This window comes from Actinomycetospora corticicola (assembly GCF_013409505.1).
GTDB lineage: Bacteria > Actinomycetota > Actinomycetes > Mycobacteriales > Pseudonocardiaceae > Actinomycetospora > Actinomycetospora corticicola.
The window spans coordinates 2,147,156-2,169,752 of the sequence record NZ_JACCBN010000001.1; the positions used below are offsets into that span (position 1 = coordinate 2,147,156).

A 22,597-nucleotide genomic window follows, 5' to 3' on the forward strand; every position below is an offset into this window, starting at 1 on the left:
ACCCCACAACCGCCCGAACCGGACGTGCGCAACCGCTCGCTGCGCCCCGGGCACGCCCGCCCGCTACCGTCCCCGCCCGTGACCGACCCGTCCGTGCTGCAGATCGTGCTGCTCGTCGTGCTCGGCCTGATCGCCGGCGCCGTGAACGCCGTGGCGGGCGGCGGGTCGCTGATCGTGTTCCCGATCCTCCTGGCGGTCGGGCTGCCGCCGCTGCAGGCCAACGTGACCAACTCGGTCGCCCAGTGGCCGGGCTACGCGGGCTCGACGATCAGCGCGCGGGACGACCTCGCCGGGCAGCGACGCCGCGCCACCCTCACCTCGGTCGTCGCCGTCCTCGGCTCGGCGCTCGGCTGCACCCTGCTCCTCGTCCTGCCGGCGTCGGTGTTCGACGCGATCGTCCCGGTGCTCGTCCTGCTCGCGAGCCTCACGCTCGGCTTCCAACCGCAGCTCAAGCGGGCCAGCGCGGCCGCGGCCCGTCGTCGTCGGGACCGGCAGGGCACCGCGGAGCACGAGGTCCCCGACCAGCGCTACCCGGTCCTGCTCCCGGTCGTCTTCCTCGCCTGTGTCTACGGCGGCTACTTCGGCGGCGCGCTCGGGGTCATCCTCATCGCGGTGCTCTCGCTGCTCGTGAACGACACCCTGCAGCGCCTCAACGCCCTCAAGGTGCTGCTGTCGCTGGTCACGGCGTCGGCGACGGTCGTGATCTTCGCGCTGTTCGCGCCGGTGAACTGGTTCGCGGTGCTCCTGCTCGCGCCGAGCACCCTCGTCGGCGGCTATCTCGGCATCCTCGTCGCGAAGCGGATGCCGGACGCGGTGCTGCGGTGGTCGGTCGTGGTGCTCGGCGTCGCGGTCGCGATCTACCTCTTCCTGAAGGGATGACCGCACTCGCGATCGGTCTCCTGGTCGCGGTCCTCGTCGTCGCGGTCGCCCGGCCACGCGGTCTGCCGGAGGCGACCGCGGCGATCCCGGCGGCGGCGCTCGTCGTCGGGATCGGTCTGCTGAGCGCCGACGACGCCCTCGCCGAGGTCGCACGGCTCGGCCCGACCGTCGGCTTCCTCGCCGCCGTCCTGGTCCTCTCCCACCTCGCCGACGCCGAGGGCGTCTTCACCTGGGCCGGCTCGCTGCTGCGCCGGGAGGGCCTGTTCGGGCGGGTGTTCGTCATCGCGGCGCTCACCACGGCCGTCCTGTCCCTGGACGCCACCGTCGTGCTGCTCACGCCCGTCGTCGTGCGGGCCGCGAAGCGCCTGCGGGTCGCGGCGGCCCCCGCGGCCTACGCCTGCGCGCACCTCGCGAACTCCGCGTCCCTGTTGCTGCCGGTCTCGAACCTGACCAACCTGCTCGCCGTCGGTGCCACCGACCTCTCCTTCCTGCGCTTCGCCGCCCTGATGGCGCTCCCCTGGCTCGCCGTCCTGCTCGTCGAGTACGTCGGCCTTCGTTGGGTCTTCCGCCGCGATCTGCGGACGGAGGAGGCCCTAGCTCCCGACAATGCAGCTGAGCACGCCGATAGGGGGAGTGAGACGGTCGGGGTCCCGACCTTCGCCCTCGTCGTGCTCGCCCTGACCCTCGTCGGCTTCGGCGTGGCGTCCCCGCTCGGCGTGGAGCCGGTGTGGGTCGCGGTCGGCGGGGTGATCGTGCTCGGGGCCCGCTCGCTTCTGGCCGGACGCACCAGCGCGGCGCGGCTCGTCGGCGCCGCCTCGCCGCTGTTCTGCCTGTTCGTGCTGGCCCTCGGGATCGTGGTGGCGGCGGTCGGGCAGCAGGGTCTGTCGGGGCTGCTCGGCGGGCTGGTCGGCGGGCTCGGCACCGGTCTCGGGGGCCTGCTCGCGATCGCCGGCATCGCGGCGGTGCTGGCGAACGTGGTGAACAACCTGCCCGCGACCCTGCTGCTGCTCGCCGCGCTGGGACCGACGCCGGCCCCCGTCGTCGTGCTGGCGATGCTCATCGGGGTCGGCGTGGGACCCAACCTCACCTACGTCGGGTCGCTCGCCACCCTGCTCTGGCGGCGCGTGATGCTCGCGGAGGGTGTGGAGCCGTCGCTCGGGCGCTTCACCGTCGCGGGCCTCGTCACGACGCCGGCAGGGCTGGTGCTCGGGGTGTGTGCCCTCTGGGCAGGTGAGCACTTCGTGGGCCTATGACCCCACTTTCTGCTCACCTGCGCGCAGCGCACACCGCGTACATCCCCACCTTCTCGACGCCGGGTCGCGCGGCCGGCCAGTCGACGACGTCGACCATCCCGGGCTCGGTGATCTCCAACCCGTCGAAGGGCGCCGCGAGTTCCGCCCGCGAGCGCAGCGTCACCGGGTTCGCGCTGCCCGCGAACACCTCGGCCGCGGCGCGCACCCGGTCGGCGAGGTCGGCGTCGTCCTGCTCGTCACTGACGTGGCTGATCGCCAGCACCCCGCCGGGCACCAGCCGCTCGCGGTACGGCGCGAGCAGCGCCACGAGGTCACCGGGCACGTAGTGCAGGACCGCGATCGCCAGCACGGCGACCGGCCGGGCGAAGTCCAGGAGCTCGGCCACCCCCGGGGCGCCGAGCACGGCGTCGGCGTCGGCGAGGTCGGCCTGCGTGATCGTGGCCCGGTCGACGTCGGCGAGGATCGCGTGCGAGTGCGCCACCGCCACGGCCTCGTGGTCGACGTACGCCACCCGCGCCGCCGGGGCGATCTCGTGGACGTTGCCGACCGTCGGCACCCCGGACCCCAGATCCAGGAACTGGTCGACCCCCTGCGCCACGCACCACCGGACGACGTGGTGCAGGTAGGACCGGTTCGAGCGCGCCGCGTGGCGTGCGGTGCGGTTGGAGGCCTCGATCCGGTCGGCGTGGGCCCGGTCGATCGCGAAGTTGTGGGCGCCACCGAGCCAGTAGTCGTACATGCGGGCGACGTTGGCCCGCTCGACGTCGACCCCGGGCGGGATCGCGGGGTCGGTCACGGCAGGTACTCGCTCACGGCAGGTAGGACGTCTCGTTGACCAGCCGCACGCTCGCCCCGCCGTCGGACCAGAAGTCGACGACCGACAGGCACGCCAGGTCCAGGTGCATCCGGAACAGCAGCGACGGGCCCGCGTCGAGGGCGAGCTTGAGCACCGTCTTGATCGGCGTCACGTGGCTGACCAGCACCACCGTCGACCCGGCGTGGCGGTCGAGCACGCCCTGCAGGGCGCCCGACACCCGCGTCTCGACGTCGGCGAACGACTCCCCCTGCGGCGGCGCCGTCGTCGGGTCGCCGAGCCAGGTCGCGTGCACGTCGGGGTCCTGCTCGGCGGCCTCGCGGAACGTCAGGCCCTCCCACGCACCGAAGTCGGTCTCGATGAACCCGTCGTCGACCTCCACCGGCAGGCCGAGCGCGGTCCCGACCGCACCCGCCGTCGAGAAGGCCCGGGCCAGCGGCGAGCTGATCACCGCGGCCGCCTCCGGGTAGCGCGCCGCCACGGCGGTCGCGGCCGCGTCGGCCTGGGCCCGCCCGAGCTCGGTCAGTTCCGGGTTGCCGCGCCCGGAGTAGCGGCGCTCCACCGACAGCGGGGACTGGCCGTGGCGGAGCAGCACGATCCGCGTCGGGACGGCGGCCCCGCGTCCGGTCCAGGTCGCGGCCGCGTTCCCGGTACTCACTTCCCGGTCCGCACGACGATCGCACCGCAGTTCTCGCAGCGGACGACCTCGTCGGGGGCCGCGGCCTGGATCTCCCGCAGTTCGTTGCGGTCCATCTCGAGGCGGCAGGCGCCACAGCGGTTGCCGATGAGCTCCCCCGCGCCCGCGGCGCCGCGGGAACGGAGCTTGTCGTAGAGCGCGACGAGGTCCTCGGGCAGTTCCTTCAGGAGGTTCGTCCGCTCCTCGCCGCGGCGGACCTCGACCGTGCCGATGTCGCCGAGCACGCCGTCGCGGCGCTCGACGGCGTCGGCCAGGGCGGTCTGCGCCACGGCGTGCGCCTCGGTCTCGTGCTTGAGGTCGACCCCCGCCGCCTCCTGACGCTCCATCACCTCGAGCTGTTCCTCCTCGAGCACCGCGCGACGACGCTCGAGGGACGCGAGCTCGTGCTGCAGGTCGTTCGCCTGCTTGGCCGACACCGACCCGTTCGCCAGCAGCTGCTGGTCGCGGACCTCCCGGGTGCGCACCTGCTCGACCTCGCGGTCGAGCTTCGCGACGTCCCGGTCGAGGTCGGACAGCGTGGTCTGCGCGACCACCACGGCGTCCTGCGCCGCGCGCAGGGTGCGCTCGGCCTCCTCGACCGCGGCCTGCTCGGGCAGCGTCCGGCGCCGGTGGTCGGCGCGGGAGAGCTCGGCGTCGACGGCGGCCAGATCGAGCAGACGGCGCTGGGCGCTGGGATCGGCCTTCACGGGCCCTCCTTCTCAGACGGCGGGGTGGCGGCGTGTCCGCCGAGGGTCCAGGGGTCGGTGCGCAGTGTCGAGACCGCCACCGTGAGGTCGGGCAGCGCCCGCCGCAGCACGTCGGCCGCCTGCTCGCACCACGGGTGCTCGGAGGCCCAGTGCGCGACGTCCACGAGCGCGGGCGCCCCCGACCGCTGCAGGTGCTCGTCGGCGGGGTGGTGGCGCAGGTCCGCGGTGACGTAGGCGTCGACCCCGGCGGCTCGCGCGAGATGCAGCATCGAGTCGCCCGCGCCGCCGGAGACGGCGACGCGCTCGATCGTCCGGGCCGGGTCCCCGGCGCCCCGGACGCCCCACGCCGTCGTCGGGAGCGAGGCCCCGACCCGCGCCACGAAGGCCTCGAAGGACTCCGGCCCGGGCAGGCGGCCGATCCGGCCGATGCCCGACGACGGATCGAGGGGTGCCTCGACCACGACGCCGAGCGCGTCCGCCAGCGCGTCGGACACGCCGGGCTCGGCGGCGTCGGCGTTGGTGTGGGCGGCGAACAGCGCGACACCCGCCCGGATCAGCCGGTGGACCACCGCGCCCTTGGGCTCGTCGGCCGGGACGCCGTGGACGCCGCGCAGGAGCAGCGGATGGTGGGTGACCAGCAGGTCCGCGCCGGCTGCGATGGCCTCCTCGACGACCGCGGCGGTCGGATCGACCGCGAGGTGGACGCGGGTGACCGGCTCGGCGGGGTCACCGCACACCAGTCCGACCGCGTCCCAGTCCTGGGCGAGGGCGGGCGGATAGGCGGTCTCGAGGGCGGCGACGACGTCGGCGAGCAGAGGTGGCATGGCGGGCGCCATTGTGGTCCACGCGGCGACCGCCCGGGGTGATCGGGATCAGGCGACGGCGTCGCGGCACGTCAGGAGGTCGGCGAGCAGCCGGTGCCGGCCGTCGTCGTCGAACGCGGCGAGCATCCGGTGCTCCACCGCGGCCACCGCCCGGCTCGCGTCCGCCAGCGCCTCGCGCCCCGCCGGGGTGAGCTCGGTGGGGCGGGACCGGCCGTGCGCGGCCTCGGCCGGGCGGGTCAGCAGCCCCCGGTCCTGCAGGCCGCGGAGCACCTGGTTCATCGCCTGGCGGGTCACGAACGTCGCCCGGGCCAGCTCGGAGTTCGAGAGCCCGGGCCGTTGGCCCAGCACCTCGAGGCACGAGTACTGGGAGACCGTGAGGTCGAGCGGGCGCAGGGCGTCGTCCATCGCGCCGCGCAGGGCGGCGGCCGCCTGCTTGAGCACGTACCCCACCGACATCCCCAGATCGCCGACTTGACGCATGTCAACATCCTGACACACACTCCTCATGTCAACGTGACTGACATCAAGGAGTCGACATGAGCGTCACCGGTCCCAGCTTCATCGCCCTGCAGGTCCGCGACCTCGGGCGCGCGGCCGCCTTCTACGCGGACACCCTCGGCCTCACCCGAGCGCCCGTCGCCCCGCCCGGCGCGGTCGTGTTCGCCACCAGCCCGATCGCCCTCGCCGTGCGCGAGCCGCTGCCCGGCGTGGACCTGGACACGGCGGCCCCCCGCCCCGGGTACGGGGTCGCGCTGTGGCTGCACGCCGACGACGCGCAGGATCTGCACGACCGGCTCGCCGCCGCGGGCGTCCCGGTCCTGGCGGACCCGACCGACGGGCCCTTCGGGCGCCAGTTCACCTTCGCCGACCCGGACGGGTACGCCGTCACCGTGCACGACGAGGCCTGAGGGGTCGGGGACACTGGCGCCGTGATCCGACTCGTCACCGTCTGCACCGGCAACATCTGCCGCTCCCCGATGGCCGAGCAGGTGCTGCGGTCCGCCCTCGCCGACGCCGGCCTGGACGGGCAGGTCGAGGTGTCGAGCGTCGGGATCGGCCCCTGGCACGTCGGCGAGCCGATGGACCGGCGGGCGGCCTCGACGCTGGCCGCCCACGGCTACCCGAACGACCACGTGGCCCGTCAGGTGTCCGACGACGTCGCCCGCGCGGACCTCCTGCTCGCCGCCACCGCCGACCACGCCCGGGACCTGCGCCGCGCCGGGGCCGATCCGGAGGCCGTGCGGCTGCTGCGCTCGTTCGACCCGGCCGCCCCCGACGGCGCGGAGGTCCCCGACCCGTACTACGGCGGCGACGAGGGCTTCGACGAGGTGCTCGCGATGATCGAGGCGGCGGCGCCGGGGGTGGTGGCGTGGGCGCGGGAGCGGGCGTGACGGTGCTCGGGCGAGAGGTCGTGGCCACGCGCCCCCTCGGCTCGGTCGAGGTCTGCACGCTCGACGACGGGCGGGAGGTCGTCGTCAAGCGGCCGGAGACGCCGCGCAGCGGAGCTCGACCGTCGACCCGCGTCGCGGCGGAGGCGGCCGGGCTGCGGTGGCTGGCCGAGCCCGGCGTCGTGCCGGTGCCGGAGGTGCTCGACGCCGACGACGCGACGCTGGTGACGACGCTCGTGCCCACCCGGTCCGCGTCGCGGGCCGCCGCGGAGGACTTCGGGCGGTCGCTGGCGGCCCTGCACGCGGCCGGGGCACCGGCGTTCGGCGCGCCGCCGCCCGGTGGGCCGGCCGACGCCTGGATCGGGGAGGCGCCGATGCGGAACGACCCGCACGACGGCCACTGGCTCGACTGGTACCTCGCCGATCGCGTGCAGCCCTACCTGCGGCGGGCGGTGGATCAGGGCGCGCTGTCGGCGTCGGCGGCGTCCCGCATCGAGGGTGCGGCGCTGCAGCCCGGACCGGAGGAGCCGCCGGCCCGGCTGCACGGCGACCTGTGGAGCGGGAACGTGCTGTGGTCGGACCGGGCGTGGCTGATCGACCCCGCCGCGCACGGCGGACACCGGGAGACCGACCTCGCGATGTTCGCCCTCTTCGGGCACCCCCACCTCGACACGGTGCTCGCCGCGTACGACGAGGCCGCCCCGCTCGCCGACGGCTGGCGCGACCGCGTCGGGCTCCACCAGCTCTTCCCGCTGCTCGTGCACGCGGCGCTGTTCGGCGGCGGGTACGGCGAGGCCGCGCTCCGAGCGGTGACCTGACACGGCGGCGGCATACTGAGGGGGTGCGCTTCCTGCTCCGCCCCGGCTGGATCGCCCTGACGTTGGCGGTCGCCGGGTTCGCCTTCGGCTGCTACTACCTGCTCGCGCCCTGGCAGTTCCACCGCAGCACCGAGCGCGACGGCGAGAACGCCGCCCTCGTCCGCGCCGTGTCGACGGCCCCGGTGCCCCGCGGCGAGCTCGTGCCTCGCGGCGCGGAGCCGGACGCGGCCGCCGCGTGGCGCCAGGTGATCGTCACCGGCTCCTACCAGGGCGGGGAGGTCCTGGCCCGGCTGCGCTCGGTCGACGGGAGCGCCGCGAGCGAGGTGCTGACCCCGTTCCGGACGACGGACGGCGAGACCCTGCTCGTCGACCGCGGCTACGTCCGCCCCGCGGGCACCGTCCTACCGCCGATCCCGCCGCCTCCGGGCGGGCCGGCCACACTCGTCGCCTACCAGCGCCCGGACGAGTCGCCCACCGACCGCGCCCCGATCGACCAGGCCGGGTACCGGCAGTTCTACGCGATCGACGCCGCGCAGATCGGTCCCGCGCTGGGCGTGCCCCTCGCCCCGGGCTACCTGCAGCTGCTCCCCGACCAGCCGGGCAGCCTCACCGCGGTCCCGCTCCCGCCACCGGACCCGAACTCCTCGTACTCCTACGCCTGGCAGTGGCTGATCTTCGGGGTCATGGCGGTCGGCGGCTGGTTCTACTTCGTCCGGCTCGAGTACCGCACGCGCCAGGACCAGGAGAACGTTCGCGACGACGGGGCGGGGCCGGCTCCCGAGCCCGCCCCGCGCACCACCGCCGAGGTCCTGGCCGACCGCTACGGCCGCTGACGGCGGCCCACCCCGGCCGCCACCCCGGCCGCCACGACCGCCGATGCCACCGTGACGACCCGGGACAGCCGGACGGCCCGGGCGAGGTCGGCCACCCGGGGCGGCGGTCCGGAGCCCAGGGTCGGGCGCTCCTGCACGCCGTAGGGGTAGACGGTCCGCCCGCCGAGCTGCCGGCCCAGCGCCCCGGCGAACGCCGCCTCGACCGGGCCCGCGTTGGGGCTGGGGTGGCGCGCGGCGTCGGCCCGCCAGGCGGCGACCGCCCGCGACGGGCGTCCGCCGACGACCGGCGCCGCACCCGCCGTCAGGACCGCGGCGAGGCGGGCCGGGACCCCGTTGAGCACGTCGTCGAGCCGGGCGCTCGCCCAGCCGAAGCGGCGGTGGCGCTCGGAGAGGTGGCCGACCATCGCGTCCAGCGTGTTCGCCGCCCGGTAGCCGAGCAACCCGGGCACCCCCGCGACCGCGCCCCAGACCAGCGGCGCGACGACGGCGTCCGAGGTGTTCTCCGCGACCGACTCGAGCGCGGCCCGGGCCAGGCCGTCCGCGTCGAGCGCCGACGGGTCGCGGCCGCACAGCGCGGGCAGCCGCCGACGCGCCGCGCCGAGGTCGTCCGCCGTCAGCTCCGCGGCGAGCGCCGACCCCTCCCCCGCGAGCGACCGACCCCCGACCACCACCCACGTGGCCACGGCCGTCAGCAGCACCCGCCCGACCCACGAGCGCGCCACCGCCCGCTCGGCCGCGGCTCCGCCGACGGCGACCCCGCCCACGAGCACCGCGCAGTACGCGACACCCCGGGGCCGGGAGTCCGACCACCACGCCCGTTCCAGCCGTCCCGCGGCCGACCCGAACACCGCGACCGGATGTCCTCGCCGGGGGTCGCCGAACACGGCGTCCGCGGCGACACCCAGGAGCAGACCCACCGCGCGCGACGACACGACGGCGATCATGACAGTGTCGGGCACCGTGACCTTCAGCGACGAGCTCTGGGACTCCGCCGCCGACGTCTACGACGCCGTGCGGGCCCACCCGTTCCTCACCGGCCTGACCGACGGGACGCTGCCGCACGAGGCGTTCGGCCACTTCGTCACCCAGGACAGCCACTACCTGCGCGGCTACGCCCGGGCACTCGCGGTGCTGGCGGCGCGGGCGCCCACCGAGGACGACACGACGCTGTTCGCCCAGCACGCGGCCGGGGCGATCGCGGCGGAGCAGGAGATGCACGCCGAACTGTCGGCGTCGCTGCGGATCGACCGCTCCGGGACCCCGGGCCCGACCACCCTCGCCTACACGAGCTACCTGCTCGCGACGGTGCACGGCGGGTCGTTCGCGGAGGGACTGGGCGCCGTGCTGCCGTGCTACTGGATCTATGCGCGGGTCGGCGAAGCCCTGCTCGCCGGGTCCTCGCCCGACCCGCTCTACGCGCGGTGGATCGCGATGTACGGCGGGGACGAGTTCCAGGCCGTCGTCGACGCCGCCGTGGGCGTCATGGACCGGGTGGCCGCCGACCTCGCCCCCGTGGAGCGGGAGCGGGTGCTCGCGCACTACCGGACGACCTCGCGCTACGAGTGGATGTTCTGGGACGCGGCCTGGCGGCTGGAGACCTGGCCGGTCTGAACACGACGACGGAGGGCCCCCGTCCGGGGACCCCCTATCGGCGTGCTCCTTCGAATCCTGTCGTGATGCGAGGTGTCAGGCCTCGACGAGCTCGGTCGCCGGGGTGCGCCGCCAGTTGCGGTGCGCGTACGCGGCGAGGCTCGAGGCCACTCCGAATCCTGCACCGGCAACGACGACCATCGACACGAGAACAGCAGCCATGGGTGGCTCCTCCTCACCACATGCACGCGCCGCGTCCGGTGATCGGGTCCTGCTGACCCGGCCGGAGAGGTCGGCGCTTGCGAGCGTCGGATGCTGTCTGCATCCACCCTGTATGACGCGTCGATCTCGGGGTGTGTTCCATCGTCCGCCGGGTGGATCTCCGTGTGCCGTGTCACCCTGCGCGAAGCAGTTTCCGAACGAAAGCAGGCAATTCGGACAATTACCCAATAACCGCCGAGCGGGTTTCCGCGCACCGGCGCATGGTTAATGGTTCGAACCAGTGGCGCGACGAGCGTTCGCGAGGCGGGGAGGACATGTCGTGACGGATACGGCGGAGGCAGGGGCCGGCGGTACACCGGCCAACATCACGGTCACCGACGACGCGACGATGAAGCGGGCCGTCGGCGCGGCGGCGGTCGGCAACATCACCGAGTGGTTCGACTTCGGGGTCTACGCCTACCTGGCGACGACGATCGAGGCGAACTTCTTCCCGCCCGGGCCCCTGGCCCAGGTCGGCGTGTTCGCGGGCTTCGCCGTGTCGTTCCTGGTCAGACCGCTGGGCGGGCTGTTCTTCGGCCCCCTCGGCGACCGGATCGGCCGCACCAAGGTCCTCTCCATCACCGTCATCATGATGGCGGTCGGGACGTTCCTGCTCGGCTTCATCCCGCCGTACTCCGCGATCGGGATCTGGGCCCCGATCCTGCTGGTGCTCTGCCGCGTGGTGCAGGGCTTCTCCACCGGTGGTGAGTACGCGGGCGCGATGACCTTCATCGCCGAGTACTCGCCCGATCGGCGACGCGGATTCTTCGGCAGCTTCCTCGAGTGCGGCACGTTCATCGGTTACGCCCTCGGAGCCACGGTCGCGACCATCATCCCCCTGGTCTCGACGCCGGAGTTCGCGTCCACGTGGGCGTGGCGCATCCCGTTCTTCATCGCGCTGCCGCTCGGCATCGTCGGGGTCTACCTGCGCGTCAAGCTCGAGGAGACCCCGGCGTTCCAGACGCTGCTCTCCGAGTCCGAGGAGCGCGAGGGCCAGCAGGCAGGCGCCGGGATCAAGATGCTCTTCACGAAGTACTGGCCGGCCATGCTGACGGCCGGCGGCCTGGTCGTGGCCTGGAACATCACGAACTACATGCTCACGAGCTACATGCCGACGTTCCTCGAGGACAACGTCACCGCGACCGGCGGACAGGCGATCGACACGACGACATCGCAGATCATCCAGATCGTGATCCTCTGGGTCGCCGTCTTCATCATCCCGGCACTGGGCCTGCTCTCCGACCGCGTCGGGCGCAAGCCGTTGCTGCTCGTCGGCGCGGTCGCGCTCGTCGTCCTCGCCTTCCCGATGATCTACGTCCTCACCCTCGGCTCGGTCCCGCTCGTCGCCCTGGGTCTCGGGGTGATGGCCGTGATCCTCATCCTGTTCTCGTCGACCTGTCCGTCGACGCTCCCGGCGCTGTTCCCGACCGAGGTCCGCTACGGCGGGCTGTCGATCTCGTTCAACATCTTCGTGTCGGCCTTCGCCGGGACGACGTCGCTGATCATGACGGCCCTCGTCCTCGGGACGGGCTGGGGCTACTGGCCCGCGGTGTACCTGATCTTCGCCGGTATCGTCGGCCTGGTCGTGCTGGTCAAGCTGAAGGACCCGGCCGGCAAGCCGTTGCTCGGCTCCAACCCCGCGGTCTCGACGCCGGAGGAGGCGCGCGAGCTCGCCGCCTCCGGTAGCGCGACACGCGGGTGAGTCCCCTTCCCGACGGCGGGTCGCCCCGACCCGCCGTCGGGAAGTCTCAGCTCTGGCGACGCAGGACGAAGCGGCTCTCGACCACCGTCGTGTACGTCCCCGAGGAGTGCACGTAGCCGGTCGGGTAGAGCGCGTGGTGCGGCCCGCCGAACTGCACGAGCTCCCAGCCGTCACGGCCGAGCCGGTTGAGGTGCTCGGCGAACAGCCGCGCCCACGGCACGCTGTAGGGCCGGTACTCCTCGAAGATCAGCTCGTCCTTCGGGCCGATCGCGTAGGCCTGCCACTCGGCGGTGTCGTGGCCCGACGACGTCGGGTCCAGGTCGCCCTTCGCCAGTTGTACGGCGGAGATCTCGAGGGTGGCGTACTCCCAGGCGGTCACACCGGTCAGCCTGGCACGTCCGTCACGACGCGCGCTCGTGGCGCGAGGTCGGCGGAACGGGACGCGGCGGCCGCAGCGGCGACACCACGCCGCGCCGCAGGTTCGTCCGGCCCACGGGGATGCCGGGGCGCGGCCGCTCGACCCGCTGCCCGCCGAGGGTCTGCGGACCGCGGCCGGGCGCAGGGGCCGCGCCGTCGCCGAGCAGGACGCCGGCGGCCTTGAGCGCGAGGGCGACGACCACGAGGACGGCCCCGAACACCGGGTGGCCGAGGGCGAACGCCGCGATCCCGGCGGCGAGTGACCCGAACCCGAGGAGCAGCAGGACGGCCGTGCGCATCCTCGATACGTTAGGTGATACCCGTTCGGGCCGCGTTGCTCCGATCGGGTCGTGGTCGGTGCGGGTGACGTGAACGGAGCGCGGCCGTAGGGTGCGCACGAGCGATCATCAGGAGGAGTGCATGAGGGAAGTCTCCGTCCGTTACCTCAACGGCCCGCTGCAGGGCGTCGGCGCGGTCTCGCTGCCCGACGACGGGCCGGACGAGCCGCCGCTCGTCCAGCGGATCCCGCTCCCGACCAAGGAGCGCGGGTTCCAGGAGACGATGTCGCGCATGGTCGGCGGCCAGGGGCACGCCGTGTACGAGCGGACCACCCGCAACGAGGCCGAGGAGTGGGAGTACCAGCTCGTCCGGGTCGAGTGACCCGCCGCCCCTCGGTCGTGGCGCCGACCCGGGCGCGGAGTGGAGGATGCGGGCCATGACCGGAGCCGCCTCGCACACCCTGCCGGACATCGTCGTGCGCCCGGCCGAGGACGCCGACGCCGAGCGCATCGCGGACGTCTTCGGCGGCTACGTGCTCGCCTCCATCGCGACGTTCGTCGAGGACCCGCCGTCGGCGGCCACCTGGCGCGAGCGGATCGCCGCCGCCCGGGAGCAGAAGCTGCCGTTCGTGGTCGCGGACCTGCCCGCCGGACGCCCGGGGGCCCCGGCGGCGGGCCTGCCCGTCGCCGGGTTCGCCGCGTGCGCGCAGTTCCGGCCGCACGCGGCCTACCGCTACACGGTCGAGGACTCGGTCTACATCGCCCCGGAGGCCACCGGGCAGGGGCTGGGCGGGCGCCTGCTGACGACGCTCGTCGACGGCCTCGCCCACACCGACGTCCGCCAGGTGGTGGCCGTGATCGCCACCCTGCCCGACGCACGCCACGACACCGCGTCGATCGTCCTGCACCGACGGCTCGGTTTCGAGGTCGTCGGACGTATGCCGGCCGTCGGGTACAAGCAGGGGCAATGGGTGGACACGCTGATCATGCAGAAAGACCTCCGGCCCGGCCGCTGACGGTTTCGCCCGTCGTCCTTTCCCGTCGCGTGCGGGACGGGAACGCACCGCGTGCCACGCGCTCCCCGTCCACCACATTCGTGGGAATGCGCCGCGATGCCGTCACGGAACGGGCCACGTTCCGTTCCCGCATCGGGCGCCGGATCACCTCGACGGCGCCCGAGACCCCGGCCGGGCGCCCGCCGCCACGGGCCGCCCGGCCGGGCCCCGTCGTACCGATGCCGAGTGTGAGCCTGCCACCTGCGGCGATGCAGCGTCCCGCACGAGCGGTCCAGCGCGCCGACGCGCGCCGTGAAACTTGCCGGAAATCGTGCGCCCGATCGGGCGAAAAAGCGCGGGGGAACGTTCACCGCTCAACAGAATGGCGAGCAGGCCTCCGAAACCCCATCCAGTGAGAGGATTAGGGCCGTTCGGCGGAGATCCGCCCCCGGACGTGTCGTGCTTTCCCGGGAACGTTCCGACGACAAACCCGTTGCCAATCCGGCGACGGCCCGGAATGAGCGGTCCGGGACCGTCGTCCGTACCATTTCGAGCCGTGGAACCTGCTCATCGCGACCTTCTCGCGTCCGAGCCGGAGGCGACCTCCGGCACGGTCGTCGGGTACGGACGTGGGTCGACCGCCATGCCCAGCGACGCGGGTGATCCCGAGGACCAGCGCGCCGCACTGCTCGCCGCCGGCTGTACGAGCCTGTTCATCGACTCCTCCTCCGGCAAGGGCGGCGCCGCCCGCCCCGAGTTCGACGCGTGTCTCGCCGCTCTCGGCCCCGGTGACGTCCTCGTCGTGGTGCGGCTCGACCGGCTGACCCGCTCGTTGCCCCAGCTGGTCGGCCTCGTCGGCGAGCTCCGGGTCCGGGGGGTCGGCTTCCGGTCGCTGCACGAGGGGCTCGACACCACCACCCCCGGCGGCCGACTGGTCTTCCACGTGTTCGCCGCCCTCGCCGAGTTCCTCCGGGAACTGTTGGTGGAGGGCACCCGGGACGGCCTGGCCGCGGCCCGGGCGCGGGGCCAGCGGCTGGGTCGCCCCCCCGCCCTGTCGCCCGACCAGGTCTCGCAGGCGCGCTCGATGCTGGCGCGCCCGGAGAACTCCGTGGCGTCGATCGCCCGGCTCCTCGGGGTCAGCCGCTCCACGCTCTACAAGCACGTCCCGGAACTGGGCGGACGCCAGGTGATCCCGCCGGCGCCGGAGGCCGAGAGCGGCTGATCGTCCTTCGGGGCACCCTCCGCTCCCCGGGAGTCAGTCCGGACGCGACCCGGCCACCCGCCGGCCGCGACCCGACCCGCCGGTCCGCGTCCGGACCCGGGCGGCCCGCGCCGCCTCCCGCACGGTGGGGCGCTCGTCGACGTCCCCCGACGTCCGGTCGGTTCGGGCGTCGACCGGGGGTGCCTCGGAGGGAGCAGCGTGCAGCGTGGGTTCCGCCGGGTTCCGCGTCGGGACGACGGGCGGCGAAGGACGGGCGGGCACGGTCGGCGCTGCCGCGGGGCCGACCGACCGGGGCCCCGGCGAGAGCCGGCGGGCCGGAGCGGGCGTCGCGACGGGCGTAGCGGATCTCGTTGCGGCCGGGACGGGCGCATGTGCGGCCGGGACGCGCGTGGCCGCGGCCGGGACGGGCTTCGCATCGACCCCGACGGGCTTGGCAGCTGCCGGGACGGGTGGGCGCGCGGGCCTCGGAGGGCCCGGCATCGGAGGTTGCGGCACGGCGGTGCGCGGAACCTGCGCGGCGGACGGGCGCCCACCTGTCGTCGGCCGCGGCGGCATCGGCTTCGGGCCCGCCGACGGGGCGGCACGACCGGGCGCCGCCATCGGTGCGGGAGACCCCGCCACGTCGGGCTCGCCGGCCTCCGGCCGACCGCGGTCGAACCAGCGCAAGGTCCGCCCGGCGGCCCAGGTGTTGACCCCGGCCACGAGTGCCACGCCGAGGGCGATGAGCCCCACCGCCCACGCGCCCGCGAAGACCAGTCCCAGGAACGCCAGCAGGGCGGCGATCGCGACCAGCGCGGCCGCCACCATGGTCGAGGCCGCCGCTCCCCCAGACTCGTGCACGCAGTACCAGGGCAGCCGCACCCGGCGTCGGGAGCTCGTCACAGGAAGGGCAACGGGCGGGGACCCGTCCGGGTGACGGTCGGTCTCACGGGGCGAGGCGACGCATCCGCACGACCGCCACGCCGGCGGCGTCGAACTCCCGCCCGGTCTCGACGTACCCGTGCCGCGCGTAGAGCGCGAGGTTCCCGGCGCTGCGGTCGCCGGTGACGAGCACCGACTCGACCCCCTGGTCGAGACTCGCGTGGGCGGCGACGATCAGCGCGGTGCCGATCCCCCGGCCCTGCAGGTCGGGCGCCACCGAGCACCGCGCGAACCCGACCGGCCCCGGGCCGTCCACGCCGTGCAACCGGACGCTGCCGGCCAGACGTGGCCCGATCCACGCGCCCCACGCCCGGGTGTCCGGGCGCACCACGTCGGCCGCGAGTTCGTCGACCGTCTCGACCAGTGGCGGGATCTCGAACGTGCCGTACAGGCGCCCCTCGGACAGGAACGCCGCGTACTGCACCGTCAGGGCCTCACCGGCGTGCTCGGGCCGCAGCCGCTCCACGAGGACCGGCACCGACCCGACGTCGGGAAGGGAGGTCATCCCACCTCGGCCATGACCTCGTCGGACGCGTCGAAGTTGGAGTAGACGTTCTGGACGTCGTCGGAGTCCTCGAGCGCGTCGATGATGCGCAGCACCTTGCGGGCACCGTCGGCGTCGACCTCGACGTTCATCGACGGGACGAAGGAGGCCTCCGCCGACTCGTAGTCGATCCCGGCGTCCTGGAGCGCCTTCCGGACCGCCACGAGGTCGGTCGCCTCGCTGAGGATCTCGAAGTTGTCGCCGAGGTCGTTGACCTCCTCGGCGCCGGCCTCGAGGACCGCGAGCAGGAGGTCGTCCTCGGCCAGCTCGGTCCCGCCCTGCTCCTTGGCGACGATGATGACGCCCTTGCGGTTGAACAGGTAGGCGACCGAACCCGGGTCGGCCATCGCACCGCCGTTGCGGCTCATCGCGATCCGGACCTCACCCGCCGCCCGGTTCTTGTTGTCGGTCAGGCACTCGATGAGCACCGCGACGCCGCCCGGGGCGTAGCCCTCGTAGGTGATCGCCTGGTAGTCGGCGCCCCCGGCCTCGGCGCCCGACCCGCGCTTGACCGCACGGTCGATGTTGTCGTTCGGGACCGACGTCTTCTTCGCCTTCTGGATGGCGTCGTACAGCGTCGGGTTCGCGCCCGGGTCGCCGCCGCCGGTCCGCGCCGCGACCTCGATGTTCTTGATCAGCTTGGCGAACATCTTGCCGCGCTTGGCGTCGATGGCGGCTTTCTTGTGCTTCGTCGTCGCCCACTTGGAGTGGCCGCTCATGGTTCTCCCGCCCTTCGTCGTCCGCGCGTGGCCGTGCGGCGCCGGGCCACCGCGGTCCACGGGGGAAGGTGCCGGCGTCGGCACGGGCGGCGAGGGCCCGTTGCGGGCCCGTCGCGCTCCTACCTCGAACGTCGAGTCTACCGGCGGGGACTCCTTTCCGACGACGGGCGCCGGTGATCGGCTCCTGCGGATCGTGATCATCTCGTGATCTCGGGCTGTCCTCCGAGGTGGGCGTTCTCGGCCGTGACTGTCGGGGGTTCGTCCTAGTGTTCGAATCTTGGCGGTGGAGGCGGGGTTCGCGGTCGGCGACGGGGTGTTCGACACCCCGTTGCATCCCGTGTCGTTCTCCGATCCCCGGGAGAGTGTCGGGCAGGAGTGCGAGGCCGGGCTGGTGGCCTGGCAGGCCCGGCTGACCCACGACGAGTGGCGCCGCGCCTGCTGGATGCTCGAGACCGCCCGCTCCCGCGCGGACACCACGGAGCGCTGGCCGGAGCCGGACCCGCGGATCATCGCCGCGGCGTTGGGGTGGTCGGTCACGATGGCCGCGGCCCGTCTCGAGACCGCCGCCGGGGCGCTGGAACGGCTGCCGCGGCTCGGGGTGGCGATGTGTGCGTGCGCACCGGCACGGCCGCGTTGATGCGGTAGCTTCTGAGTCTCTCGCAGCAACTCAGGAGGTCCGGTGAGCACCGACACCACGCCCGTCGTCCGCGAACGCACCTACTCGTGGGACGACCCCCGGGCGCTCGCCAAGCAGGTCGAGGGTCGGACCGGGTTGGAGTTCCTGCAGGCCCTCGTGTCCGGCGAACTGCCTCCCCCGCCGATCATGGCCACCATCGGAGCGGGGGTGGAGTCGGTGGAAGCGGGCCGCGTCGTGTTCACGCTGACCCCGGCCGAGTTCCACTACAACCCGATCGGCTCCGTGCACGGTGGCGTCTACGCGACGTTGCTCGACTCCGCCTGCGGGTGTGCGGTCCAGTCGACGCTGCCCGCCGGGGTCGGCTACACGAGCCTCGACCTCAGCGTGCGGTTCCTGCGGCCCATGTCCACCGGTACCGGGCCGGTGCGCTGCGAGGGGGTCGTGGTGTCGGCCGGCCGCCGGGTCGCGCTCGCCCGGGCCTCGATCACCGACACCACGGGACGGCTCCTCGGCGAAGCCACCTCGAGCTGTCTCATCCTCGCCTGATCGTCCGACGAGCAGGGCGGCCCGGTCGTGCCCGCCGGGCCCGCGCCACGCTTGCGGGACTGCGGCGGAGTGCACCACTGGTGACGCATTCCGCCGCACTCGCGGCCGTCGACGCCGTCCGTCGTGGCACCGTGGAACGCGACCCGGGCGGAGCTCAGGCCGACCGGCGCCGCGCCCCCGGGCCGGGCTCCATCCGAATCCGGTCGGTCGGGGTCAGGACGTGCCCGTCCGAACAGACCTCCTGCACTGCGACCGGTGCGCCGCACTCGTGCACCGCGATCGCGGGCGGGCCGGCCTCCCCCGCCGAGTGTCGGTCGCCGAACGCCATCAAGGCCAGCAGGACCGGCCGGAGGTCACGTCCCGTCGGGGTCGGTCGGTACTCGCGGCGCGCGCGCCGGCCGGGCTCGCGGTACTCCCGGGTCTCGACGAGGCCCGCCTCGACGAGGGTGCCCAGCCGGCGGGTGAGCACGTTGCGGGCGATCCCGAGGTGGTCGACGAGCTCGTCGAAACGGCGGACGCCGTTCAGCACGTCGCGCAGGACGAGCACCGTCCACGGCTCACCGAGAACGGTCATGGTCCGCGCGATCGAGCAGGTCGCGGAGTCGAGCTCACGCCAGTCCATCGGCCCAGAGTAGCTGGGTGGCAGGCCGGAACTCAGGCCGTGTACTCGCGCACGCGGTGCAGGAAGAGGTCGTGCAGCCGCGCGTCGCCGGTCTGCTCCGGGTGGAACGCCGTCGCCATGACCGGTCCCTGGCGGACCGCGACGACCTTTCCCGACGCCGGGCCGGCCACGCTGCCCGGGACGCGTGCCAGGACCTCGACGCCCCGGCCGGTCGACTCCACCCACGGCGCCCGGATGAAGACCGCACGGACCGGTCCCCCGCGGATTCCGGTGACGGCCAGGTCGGACTCGAAGGACTGCACCTGCCGCCCGAAGGCGTTGCGTCGCACCACGATGTCGAGCGCCCCGAGCTGGTGCTGGTCGGGCCGCGCGTCGATCGCCTCACGCGCCAGCAGGATCATCCCGGCGCACGAGCCGAACGCGGGCATGCCGGCGGCGAGCCGGGCACGCAGCGGCTCGAGCAGGTCGAACGCCACGAGGAGCTTGGACAGCGTCGTGGACTCGCCGCCCGGGAGCACGAGGCCCGCGACCTCGTCCAGCTCGGCCGGACGGCGCACCGTCCGCGGGTCGGCACCGCAGGCGCGCAGTGCGTCGAGGTGCTCGGCGACGTTGCCCTGCAGCGCGAGGACCCCGACGGGTGGCGCGACGCCGCCTCCGGTCGTCACCGTCATCGGTCCGTTCCTCCTCGATGCCCGCGGGCTCCGTCGACTACATGTTCGCCCGGCCCGGGAATCGGGCGCGGTACTCGTCCAGGTGCTGCGTCGCACACATGCGCTGTTCCTGCTGCCCGTTCGCCTGCGACATGCACTCGTCGAGGGTGAGCCCCTCGCCGAACGTGCCGGTCCCGAGCAGGGCGGGCAGGACGACGGCGAGCCCCCAGATCAACCCGACCAGCCCGAGGGCCAGCCCGCCGAGAGCCGCCCCGCCGGTCCGCTCCGGGTCGTGGAACGCCCGGCGCGCTCCGATGAATCCCACGATCACGGCCGCGAGCCCGGCGACCACCCCGACCCAGCCGAGCACCCACGCGCTGCCCACGGAGATGACTCCGAGGACCAGCGCCGGGGTGCCCCAGCCGGCGATGCCCCGGCGCTCGCTGGAGACGTCGGCGGAGCCGGAGGTCGTCATGCGCGAGATGGTCCCACGCGGCCGGACCGGCCCCGAGCGCACCTACTCCGCGGCGTTCGGGAACCGCTGGTTGAACTCGGTGATGTGCTGCGACTTGCACATGTGCATCTCGAACGAGGACGTCGCCTGGTCGAGGCACTGGTCGAGCGTCAGCCCGTCGCCGAAGGCGCCACTGCCGAAGAGGGTCTGCGACACCACGACCGCGCCCCACACGAGACCGACGGCACCGAGCACCAGCCCGCCCAACGAGTAGGCACCGTCCGTGGCGAGACCCCGCCACGCCCGTCGGGCTCCGAGGTAGCCCGCCGCCACGGCGAACAGCCCGAGGACCACACCGGCCCACCCGCTCCAGGCCGTACCGGCCGCCAGGAGCCCGAGCACCAGGGCGGGCATGCCCATCGCGGTGCGCCGCTCGGGCTCGTCCGCCGCCTCGGGCTCCGGCACGGCCTCCGGGGCCGCCGGCCGGGAAGGTCCGGCCGGCGAGGGACGCGCCGCCGGACCACCGGGACCAGCGGCAGGACCGGGACCCGCAGCAGGATCGGGACCCGCGGGAGGACCCTGACGTACGGCCGGACCGGGAGGCCCGGCAGGACCGGGAGGTGCGGCAGGACCCGGCGTCGGGAAGGGACCCGGACGCGGCGCCGAGCGGGTGGCATCCACCGCCGGCAGCACCTCGGTGGGCGCGTCGACCGGTTGCATCGCCACGACGCGGCGCCGGGCGGCCTGGTTCGTCTCCGCGGTCATCGCCCGCGATCCTCCCATCCGCGTGTGTGGACCCCGTGCGGCCGCCTACCAGCCGCGGGAGGCGAGCCGCTCGGAGGCGGGCAGGTCGGAGACGTTGCGCCCGACCATGGCCTCGCCGAGACCGGCCGAGACCTTGGCGATCACGTCCGGGTCGTCGTGGAAGGTCGTGGCCTTGACGATGGCCTCGGCCCGCCGGGCCGGGTCGCCCGACTTGAAGATGCCGGAACCGACGAAGACGCCCTCGGCGCCGAGCTGCATCATCATCGCCGCGTCGGCCGGGGTGGCGATGCCGCCCGCGGTGAACAGCACGACGGGCAGCCGACCCGACTCGGCGATCTCCTGCACCAGCGGCAGCGGGGCCTGCAGCTCCTTCGCCGCGGTGTACAGCTCCTGGGCGTCCATGCGGGAGAGACGGCGGATGTCGTCGCGGATCGCGCGCATGTGCCGCGTGGCCTCGACGACGTTGCCCGTGCCGGCCTCGCCCTTCGAGCGGATCATCGCCGCACCCTCGCCGATGCGCCGCAGCGCCTCGCCCAGGTTCGTCGCGCCGCAGACGAAGGGGACGGTGAAGGCCCACTTGTCGATGTGGTGCGCCTCGTCGGCCGGGGTGAGCACCTCGGACTCGTCGACGTAGTCCACGCCGAGCGACTGCAGGACGCGGGCTTCGACGAAGTGACCGATGCGCGCCTTCGCCATCACCGGGATGGAGACGGACTCGACGATCCCGGTGATCATCTCCGGGTCGGACATGCGGGCCACGCCGCCGTCGGCGCGGATGTCGGCCGGCACGCGCTCCAGGGCCATCACGGCGACCGCGCCGGCGTCCTCGGCGATCTTCGCCTGCTCGGCGTCGACGACGTCCATGATGACGCCGCCCTTGAGCATGTCGGCCAGGCCGCGCTTCACCCCGTCGGAGCCGGTCTGGGGCGTGGTCTGGGTCGGGCGGGTCACGGGAGGGCCTCCAACGACGACGGTGGGTTCGCCCCCGATGCTAAACGCCACCTCCGACATCGTCAGGGCGTCGCCGATCACGCCCTACTGGATGGGGACCGGCGGATCGGCCGGGGCGACGGATCCCGGGTCGCCGAGGAGCTCCGCGAGCTGGCGCGGGTAGACGACGTCGACGGTGGCCGCGAGCTCGGTGCGGGTCCACCAGCGGTGGCGGCGCACCGTGCGCCGCTCGAGCTCGGTGAAGCCCGAGACGTCGATCTCCGGGACCGGGTCCACCCGCAGGAGGAAGAACAGCTCCCGCGCGGCGTAGGCGACCCCGTCGTGGCTGAACACCACGTCGCGGACCCACACCGGGCCCGTCAGCCCGCCCGTCAGGCCCGTCTCCTCGCGCAGCTCCCGCACGGCCGCCGCGGCGGCGTCCTCGTCCGGCTCGACACCACCGCCCGGCGTGAACCAGAACGTCTCCGTCGGCCGCGCCGGGTCGACACCCTCGAAGAGCAGCACCCGCTCGTCGGGGTCGAGCACCACCACGCGGGCGGCGTCGCGCGCCACCGCGGGGTCGTTCCCGTCCGCGGACGCACCCGCGGCCGGACCCGGGTCGGCCGCCGGCTCCGCGATGTCGAAGTACTCCGGGTAGGGGGCGGTCCCGGCCAGGCGCAGGGCGCGCACCATCCGCCGCCCGCGCAGCGCCCGCGTGTCCCGCACCGCGTCGTTGTGGATGCGGCGGGCCACCACCACCCGCGCGTCGGCGTCGGCGAGCTCCGCGGAGAGGTCCGGCGGCAGCGTCGCGGTCTCCAGCGGACCGCGACGCGCCACGAGGTCGTTCTCCGCCGCCTCGCGCCCCCGCTCCTCCCCCGCCGCCTCGGCCGCGCGGGCGGCGGCGCGCAGGGCGCGTCGGTCGGTGGGCGAGAGCGCCGACGGCGGGGCCGTCGCGGCCACCGCGCGGACCACGGCCGCCCGTCGGTCGAGCGCGGCGACCAGCCCGAGACGCGCTGCATCGACCCGCACGTGCAGCCGATCGAGCCGTCGGGCGCGCCCGACGGCGACCAGCGCCGTCACCACCAGCAGCACCACCACGACCGCGATGACGACGACGAGGACCCACCCGCCCGGCCCGAACACGTTCACCCG

31 protein-coding genes are annotated in these 22,597 nt (G+C 74.2%); 13 read left to right on the plus strand and 18 right to left on the minus strand.

Features of this window, described 5'->3' with window-relative positions:
* The first annotated feature begins 78 nt into the window (after window positions 1-78).
* On the plus strand, window positions 79-879 hold the full coding sequence (locus BJ983_RS10220) for a TSUP family transporter (protein WP_179793696.1): 801 nt from the start codon (window positions 79-81) through the stop codon (window positions 877-879).
* Window positions 876-2,132 carry an SLC13 family permease gene (locus BJ983_RS10225; RefSeq protein WP_179793697.1) on the plus strand — a complete coding sequence of 419 codons (1,257 nt, stop codon included), beginning with the start codon at window positions 876-878 and terminating at the stop codon, window positions 2,130-2,132. The genes BJ983_RS10220 and BJ983_RS10225 overlap by 4 nt, the downstream gene beginning before the upstream one ends.
* A gap of 13 nt (window positions 2,133-2,145) precedes the next feature.
* On the opposite strand, the gene BJ983_RS10230 is transcribed toward BJ983_RS10225, so the two are convergent.
* Genes BJ983_RS10230 through BJ983_RS10250 form a run of 5 tightly spaced genes read right to left on the minus strand, consistent with a single transcriptional unit; the run spans window position 2,146 to window position 5,633 of the window.
* Window positions 2,146-2,928 carry an SAM-dependent methyltransferase gene (locus BJ983_RS10230; RefSeq protein ID WP_343053991.1) on the minus strand — a complete coding sequence of 261 codons (783 nt, stop codon included), beginning with the start codon at window positions 2,926-2,928 and terminating at the stop codon, window positions 2,146-2,148.
* Window positions 2,929-2,941: 13 nt separating this feature from the next.
* Entirely contained in the window at window positions 2,942-3,604 is a 663-nt protein-coding gene (locus BJ983_RS10235; protein ID WP_179793698.1) for a histidine phosphatase family protein, read from the minus strand.
* Window positions 3,601-4,329, minus strand: a complete 729-nt coding sequence (locus tag BJ983_RS10240; RefSeq protein WP_179793699.1) for a CT398-like coiled coil hairpin domain-containing protein — start codon at window positions 4,327-4,329, stop codon at window positions 3,601-3,603. Before BJ983_RS10240 ends, BJ983_RS10235 begins: the two co-directional genes overlap by 4 nt.
* Complete coding sequence (locus BJ983_RS10245) at window positions 4,326-5,153, minus strand: Nif3-like dinuclear metal center hexameric protein (RefSeq protein WP_179793700.1); 828 nt, start codon at window positions 5,151-5,153, stop codon at window positions 4,326-4,328. The genes BJ983_RS10240 and BJ983_RS10245 overlap by 4 nt, the downstream gene beginning before the upstream one ends.
* A 48-nt stretch (window positions 5,154-5,201) precedes the next feature.
* Window positions 5,202-5,633, minus strand: coding sequence for a MarR family winged helix-turn-helix transcriptional regulator (locus BJ983_RS10250; protein ID WP_246325562.1), 432 nt, complete (start codon window positions 5,631-5,633; stop codon window positions 5,202-5,204).
* Window positions 5,634-5,689: 56 nt separating this feature from the next.
* On the opposite strand from BJ983_RS10250, the gene BJ983_RS10255 reads away from it, so the two are divergent.
* From BJ983_RS10255 to BJ983_RS10270, 4 genes are read left to right on the plus strand one after another with little or no spacing between them, the layout of a single operon-like run.
* Complete coding sequence (locus BJ983_RS10255) at window positions 5,690-6,061, plus strand: VOC family protein (protein ID WP_179793701.1); 372 nt, start codon at window positions 5,690-5,692, stop codon at window positions 6,059-6,061.
* Between the two features lie 21 nt (window positions 6,062-6,082).
* Window positions 6,083-6,544, plus strand: a complete 462-nt coding sequence (locus BJ983_RS10260; RefSeq protein WP_179793702.1) for an arsenate reductase/protein-tyrosine-phosphatase family protein — start codon at window positions 6,083-6,085, stop codon at window positions 6,542-6,544.
* Window positions 6,523-7,359 (plus strand): fructosamine kinase family protein, encoded by an 837-nt coding sequence (locus tag BJ983_RS10265; protein WP_179793703.1) that lies wholly within the window; start codon window positions 6,523-6,525, stop codon window positions 7,357-7,359. The genes BJ983_RS10260 and BJ983_RS10265 overlap by 22 nt, the downstream gene beginning before the upstream one ends.
* 23 nt (window positions 7,360-7,382) lie before the next feature.
* Complete coding sequence (locus BJ983_RS10270) at window positions 7,383-8,192, plus strand: SURF1 family cytochrome oxidase biogenesis protein (protein ID WP_179793704.1); 810 nt, start codon at window positions 7,383-7,385, stop codon at window positions 8,190-8,192.
* Here the strand turns inward: BJ983_RS10270 and BJ983_RS10275 are convergent.
* Window positions 8,180-9,136 carry a cobalamin biosynthesis protein gene (locus tag BJ983_RS10275; RefSeq protein ID WP_179797629.1) on the minus strand — a complete coding sequence of 319 codons (957 nt, stop codon included), beginning with the start codon at window positions 9,134-9,136 and terminating at the stop codon, window positions 8,180-8,182. The genes BJ983_RS10270 and BJ983_RS10275 overlap by 13 nt on opposite strands.
* A gap of 16 nt (window positions 9,137-9,152) precedes the next feature.
* Here BJ983_RS10275 and tenA point away from each other — a divergent pair, with 16 nt between their 5' ends.
* Window positions 9,153-9,803, plus strand: coding sequence for a thiaminase II (gene tenA, locus BJ983_RS10280; protein ID WP_343053993.1), 651 nt, complete (start codon window positions 9,153-9,155; stop codon window positions 9,801-9,803).
* 75 nt (window positions 9,804-9,878) lie between these two features.
* Here the strand turns inward: tenA and BJ983_RS31600 are convergent, their stop codons facing one another.
* On the minus strand, window positions 9,879-10,004 hold the full coding sequence (locus BJ983_RS31600; RefSeq protein ID WP_281376274.1) for a hypothetical protein: 126 nt from the start codon (window positions 10,002-10,004) through the stop codon (window positions 9,879-9,881).
* 319 nt (window positions 10,005-10,323) lie between these two features.
* Between BJ983_RS31600 and BJ983_RS10285 the strand changes: the two genes are divergently transcribed.
* Window positions 10,324-11,745, plus strand: a complete 1,422-nt coding sequence (locus BJ983_RS10285; RefSeq protein WP_179793706.1) for an MFS transporter — start codon at window positions 10,324-10,326, stop codon at window positions 11,743-11,745.
* A gap of 46 nt (window positions 11,746-11,791) precedes the next feature.
* Here BJ983_RS10285 and BJ983_RS10290 read toward each other — a convergent pair whose 3' ends face one another.
* Both BJ983_RS10290 and BJ983_RS10295 read right to left on the minus strand, forming a co-directional pair.
* Window positions 11,792-12,124, minus strand: coding sequence for a hypothetical protein (locus BJ983_RS10290; RefSeq protein ID WP_179793707.1), 333 nt, complete (start codon window positions 12,122-12,124; stop codon window positions 11,792-11,794).
* Window positions 12,125-12,146: 22 nt separating this feature from the next.
* The gene (locus BJ983_RS10295; RefSeq protein ID WP_179793708.1) at window positions 12,147-12,461 is read right to left on the minus strand and encodes a hypothetical protein; all 315 of its coding nucleotides are present in this window, start codon (window positions 12,459-12,461) and stop codon (window positions 12,147-12,149) included.
* A 121-nt stretch (window positions 12,462-12,582) separates the two neighbouring features.
* On the opposite strand from BJ983_RS10295, the gene BJ983_RS10300 reads away from it, so the two are divergent.
* The 3 genes from BJ983_RS10300 (at window position 12,583) to BJ983_RS10310 (ending at window position 14,657) form a co-directional block, all read left to right on the plus strand.
* Entirely contained in the window at window positions 12,583-12,822 is a 240-nt protein-coding gene (locus BJ983_RS10300) for a hypothetical protein (RefSeq protein ID WP_179793709.1), read from the plus strand.
* A 55-nt stretch (window positions 12,823-12,877) separates the two neighbouring features.
* Window positions 12,878-13,456 carry a GNAT family N-acetyltransferase gene (locus tag BJ983_RS10305; RefSeq protein ID WP_179793710.1) on the plus strand — a complete coding sequence of 193 codons (579 nt, stop codon included), beginning with the start codon at window positions 12,878-12,880 and terminating at the stop codon, window positions 13,454-13,456.
* Between the two features lie 535 nt (window positions 13,457-13,991).
* Window positions 13,992-14,657: a recombinase family protein gene (locus tag BJ983_RS10310; protein ID WP_179793711.1), complete on the plus strand. Its 666-nt coding sequence runs from the start codon at window positions 13,992-13,994 to the stop codon at window positions 14,655-14,657.
* A gap of 33 nt (window positions 14,658-14,690) precedes the next feature.
* On the opposite strand, the gene BJ983_RS10315 is transcribed toward BJ983_RS10310, so the two are convergent.
* The 3 genes from BJ983_RS10315 to BJ983_RS10325 all read right to left on the minus strand — a co-directional run bounded on the left by BJ983_RS10315 (window position 14,691) and on the right by BJ983_RS10325 (window position 16,841).
* Window positions 14,691-15,497 carry a hypothetical protein gene (locus BJ983_RS10315; protein ID WP_179793712.1) on the minus strand — a complete coding sequence of 269 codons (807 nt, stop codon included), beginning with the start codon at window positions 15,495-15,497 and terminating at the stop codon, window positions 14,691-14,693.
* An 85-nt stretch (window positions 15,498-15,582) separates the two neighbouring features.
* Window positions 15,583-16,083, minus strand: a complete 501-nt coding sequence (locus BJ983_RS10320; RefSeq protein WP_179793713.1) for a GNAT family N-acetyltransferase — start codon at window positions 16,081-16,083, stop codon at window positions 15,583-15,585.
* The gene (locus BJ983_RS10325; protein ID WP_179793714.1) at window positions 16,080-16,841 is read right to left on the minus strand and encodes a YebC/PmpR family DNA-binding transcriptional regulator; all 762 of its coding nucleotides are present in this window, start codon (window positions 16,839-16,841) and stop codon (window positions 16,080-16,082) included. Before BJ983_RS10325 ends, BJ983_RS10320 begins: the two co-directional genes overlap by 4 nt.
* Window positions 16,842-17,118: 277 nt before the next feature.
* On the opposite strand from BJ983_RS10325, the gene BJ983_RS10330 reads away from it, so the two are divergent.
* Together BJ983_RS10330 and BJ983_RS10335 are read left to right on the plus strand one after the other, a co-directional pair.
* A complete protein-coding gene (locus BJ983_RS10330) occupies window positions 17,119-17,478 on the plus strand; it encodes a hypothetical protein (protein WP_179793715.1) in 360 nt (119 codons plus the stop codon).
* A gap of 42 nt (window positions 17,479-17,520) precedes the next feature.
* Window positions 17,521-18,024 carry a hotdog fold thioesterase gene (locus BJ983_RS10335; RefSeq protein ID WP_179793716.1) on the plus strand — a complete coding sequence of 168 codons (504 nt, stop codon included), beginning with the start codon at window positions 17,521-17,523 and terminating at the stop codon, window positions 18,022-18,024.
* Between the two features lie 154 nt (window positions 18,025-18,178).
* Here the strand turns inward: BJ983_RS10335 and BJ983_RS10340 are convergent, their stop codons facing one another.
* The 6 genes from BJ983_RS10340 to BJ983_RS10365 form a co-directional block, all read right to left on the minus strand.
* A complete protein-coding gene (locus tag BJ983_RS10340; protein ID WP_179793717.1) occupies window positions 18,179-18,646 on the minus strand; it encodes a winged helix-turn-helix transcriptional regulator in 468 nt (155 codons plus the stop codon).
* A 32-nt stretch (window positions 18,647-18,678) separates the two neighbouring features.
* Window positions 18,679-19,317, minus strand: a complete 639-nt coding sequence (pdxT, locus tag BJ983_RS10345) for a pyridoxal 5'-phosphate synthase glutaminase subunit PdxT (protein WP_179793718.1) — start codon at window positions 19,315-19,317, stop codon at window positions 18,679-18,681.
* Window positions 19,318-19,354: 37 nt separating this feature from the next.
* On the minus strand, window positions 19,355-19,771 hold the full coding sequence (locus BJ983_RS10350) for a hypothetical protein (protein WP_179793719.1): 417 nt from the start codon (window positions 19,769-19,771) through the stop codon (window positions 19,355-19,357).
* 42 nt (window positions 19,772-19,813) lie between these two features.
* Window positions 19,814-20,215: a DUF4190 domain-containing protein gene (locus BJ983_RS10355; RefSeq protein ID WP_179793720.1), complete on the minus strand. Its 402-nt coding sequence runs from the start codon at window positions 20,213-20,215 to the stop codon at window positions 19,814-19,816.
* Window positions 20,216-20,560: 345 nt separating this feature from the next.
* Window positions 20,561-21,466 carry a pyridoxal 5'-phosphate synthase lyase subunit PdxS gene (gene pdxS / locus BJ983_RS10360; RefSeq protein ID WP_179793721.1) on the minus strand — a complete coding sequence of 302 codons (906 nt, stop codon included), beginning with the start codon at window positions 21,464-21,466 and terminating at the stop codon, window positions 20,561-20,563.
* A gap of 84 nt (window positions 21,467-21,550) precedes the next feature.
* Window positions 21,551-22,594, minus strand: coding sequence for an NUDIX hydrolase (locus BJ983_RS10365; protein WP_343053994.1), 1,044 nt, complete (start codon window positions 22,592-22,594; stop codon window positions 21,551-21,553).
* Between the last annotated feature and the right edge of the window lie 3 nt (window positions 22,595-22,597).

Bases quoted from the DNA above. Each gene is read 5' to 3' on its own strand.
- pdxT (WP_179793718.1), bottom strand. From the start codon at position 19,317: ATGACGGTGACGACCGGAGGCGGCGTCGCGCCACCCGTCGGGGTCCTC.
- BJ983_RS10305 (WP_179793710.1), top strand. From the start codon at position 12,878: ATGACCGGAGCCGCCTCGCACACCCTGCCGGACATCGTCGTGCGCCCG.
- BJ983_RS10325 (WP_179793714.1), bottom strand. From the start codon at position 16,841: ATGAGCGGCCACTCCAAGTGGGCGACGACGAAGCACAAGAAAGCCGCC.
- BJ983_RS10255 (WP_179793701.1), top strand. From the start codon at position 5,690: ATGAGCGTCACCGGTCCCAGCTTCATCGCCCTGCAGGTCCGCGACCTC.
- BJ983_RS10250 (WP_246325562.1), bottom strand. From the start codon at position 5,633: ATGCGTCAAGTCGGCGATCTGGGGATGTCGGTGGGGTACGTGCTCAAG.
- BJ983_RS10275 (WP_179797629.1), bottom strand. From the start codon at position 9,136: ATGATCGCCGTCGTGTCGTCGCGCGCGGTGGGTCTGCTCCTGGGTGTC.
- BJ983_RS10320 (WP_179793713.1), bottom strand. From the start codon at position 16,083: ATGACCTCCCTTCCCGACGTCGGGTCGGTGCCGGTCCTCGTGGAGCGG.
- BJ983_RS10350 (WP_179793719.1), bottom strand. From the start codon at position 19,771: ATGACGACCTCCGGCTCCGCCGACGTCTCCAGCGAGCGCCGGGGCATC.
- BJ983_RS10225 (WP_179793697.1), top strand. From the start codon at position 876: ATGACCGCACTCGCGATCGGTCTCCTGGTCGCGGTCCTCGTCGTCGCG.
- BJ983_RS10300 (WP_179793709.1), top strand. From the start codon at position 12,583: ATGAGGGAAGTCTCCGTCCGTTACCTCAACGGCCCGCTGCAGGGCGTC.
- BJ983_RS10245 (WP_179793700.1), bottom strand. From the start codon at position 5,153: ATGCCACCTCTGCTCGCCGACGTCGTCGCCGCCCTCGAGACCGCCTAT.
- BJ983_RS31600 (WP_281376274.1), bottom strand. From the start codon at position 10,004: ATGGCTGCTGTTCTCGTGTCGATGGTCGTCGTTGCCGGTGCAGGATTC.
- BJ983_RS10340 (WP_179793717.1), bottom strand. From the start codon at position 18,646: ATGGACTGGCGTGAGCTCGACTCCGCGACCTGCTCGATCGCGCGGACC.
- BJ983_RS10295 (WP_179793708.1), bottom strand. From the start codon at position 12,461: ATGCGCACGGCCGTCCTGCTGCTCCTCGGGTTCGGGTCACTCGCCGCC.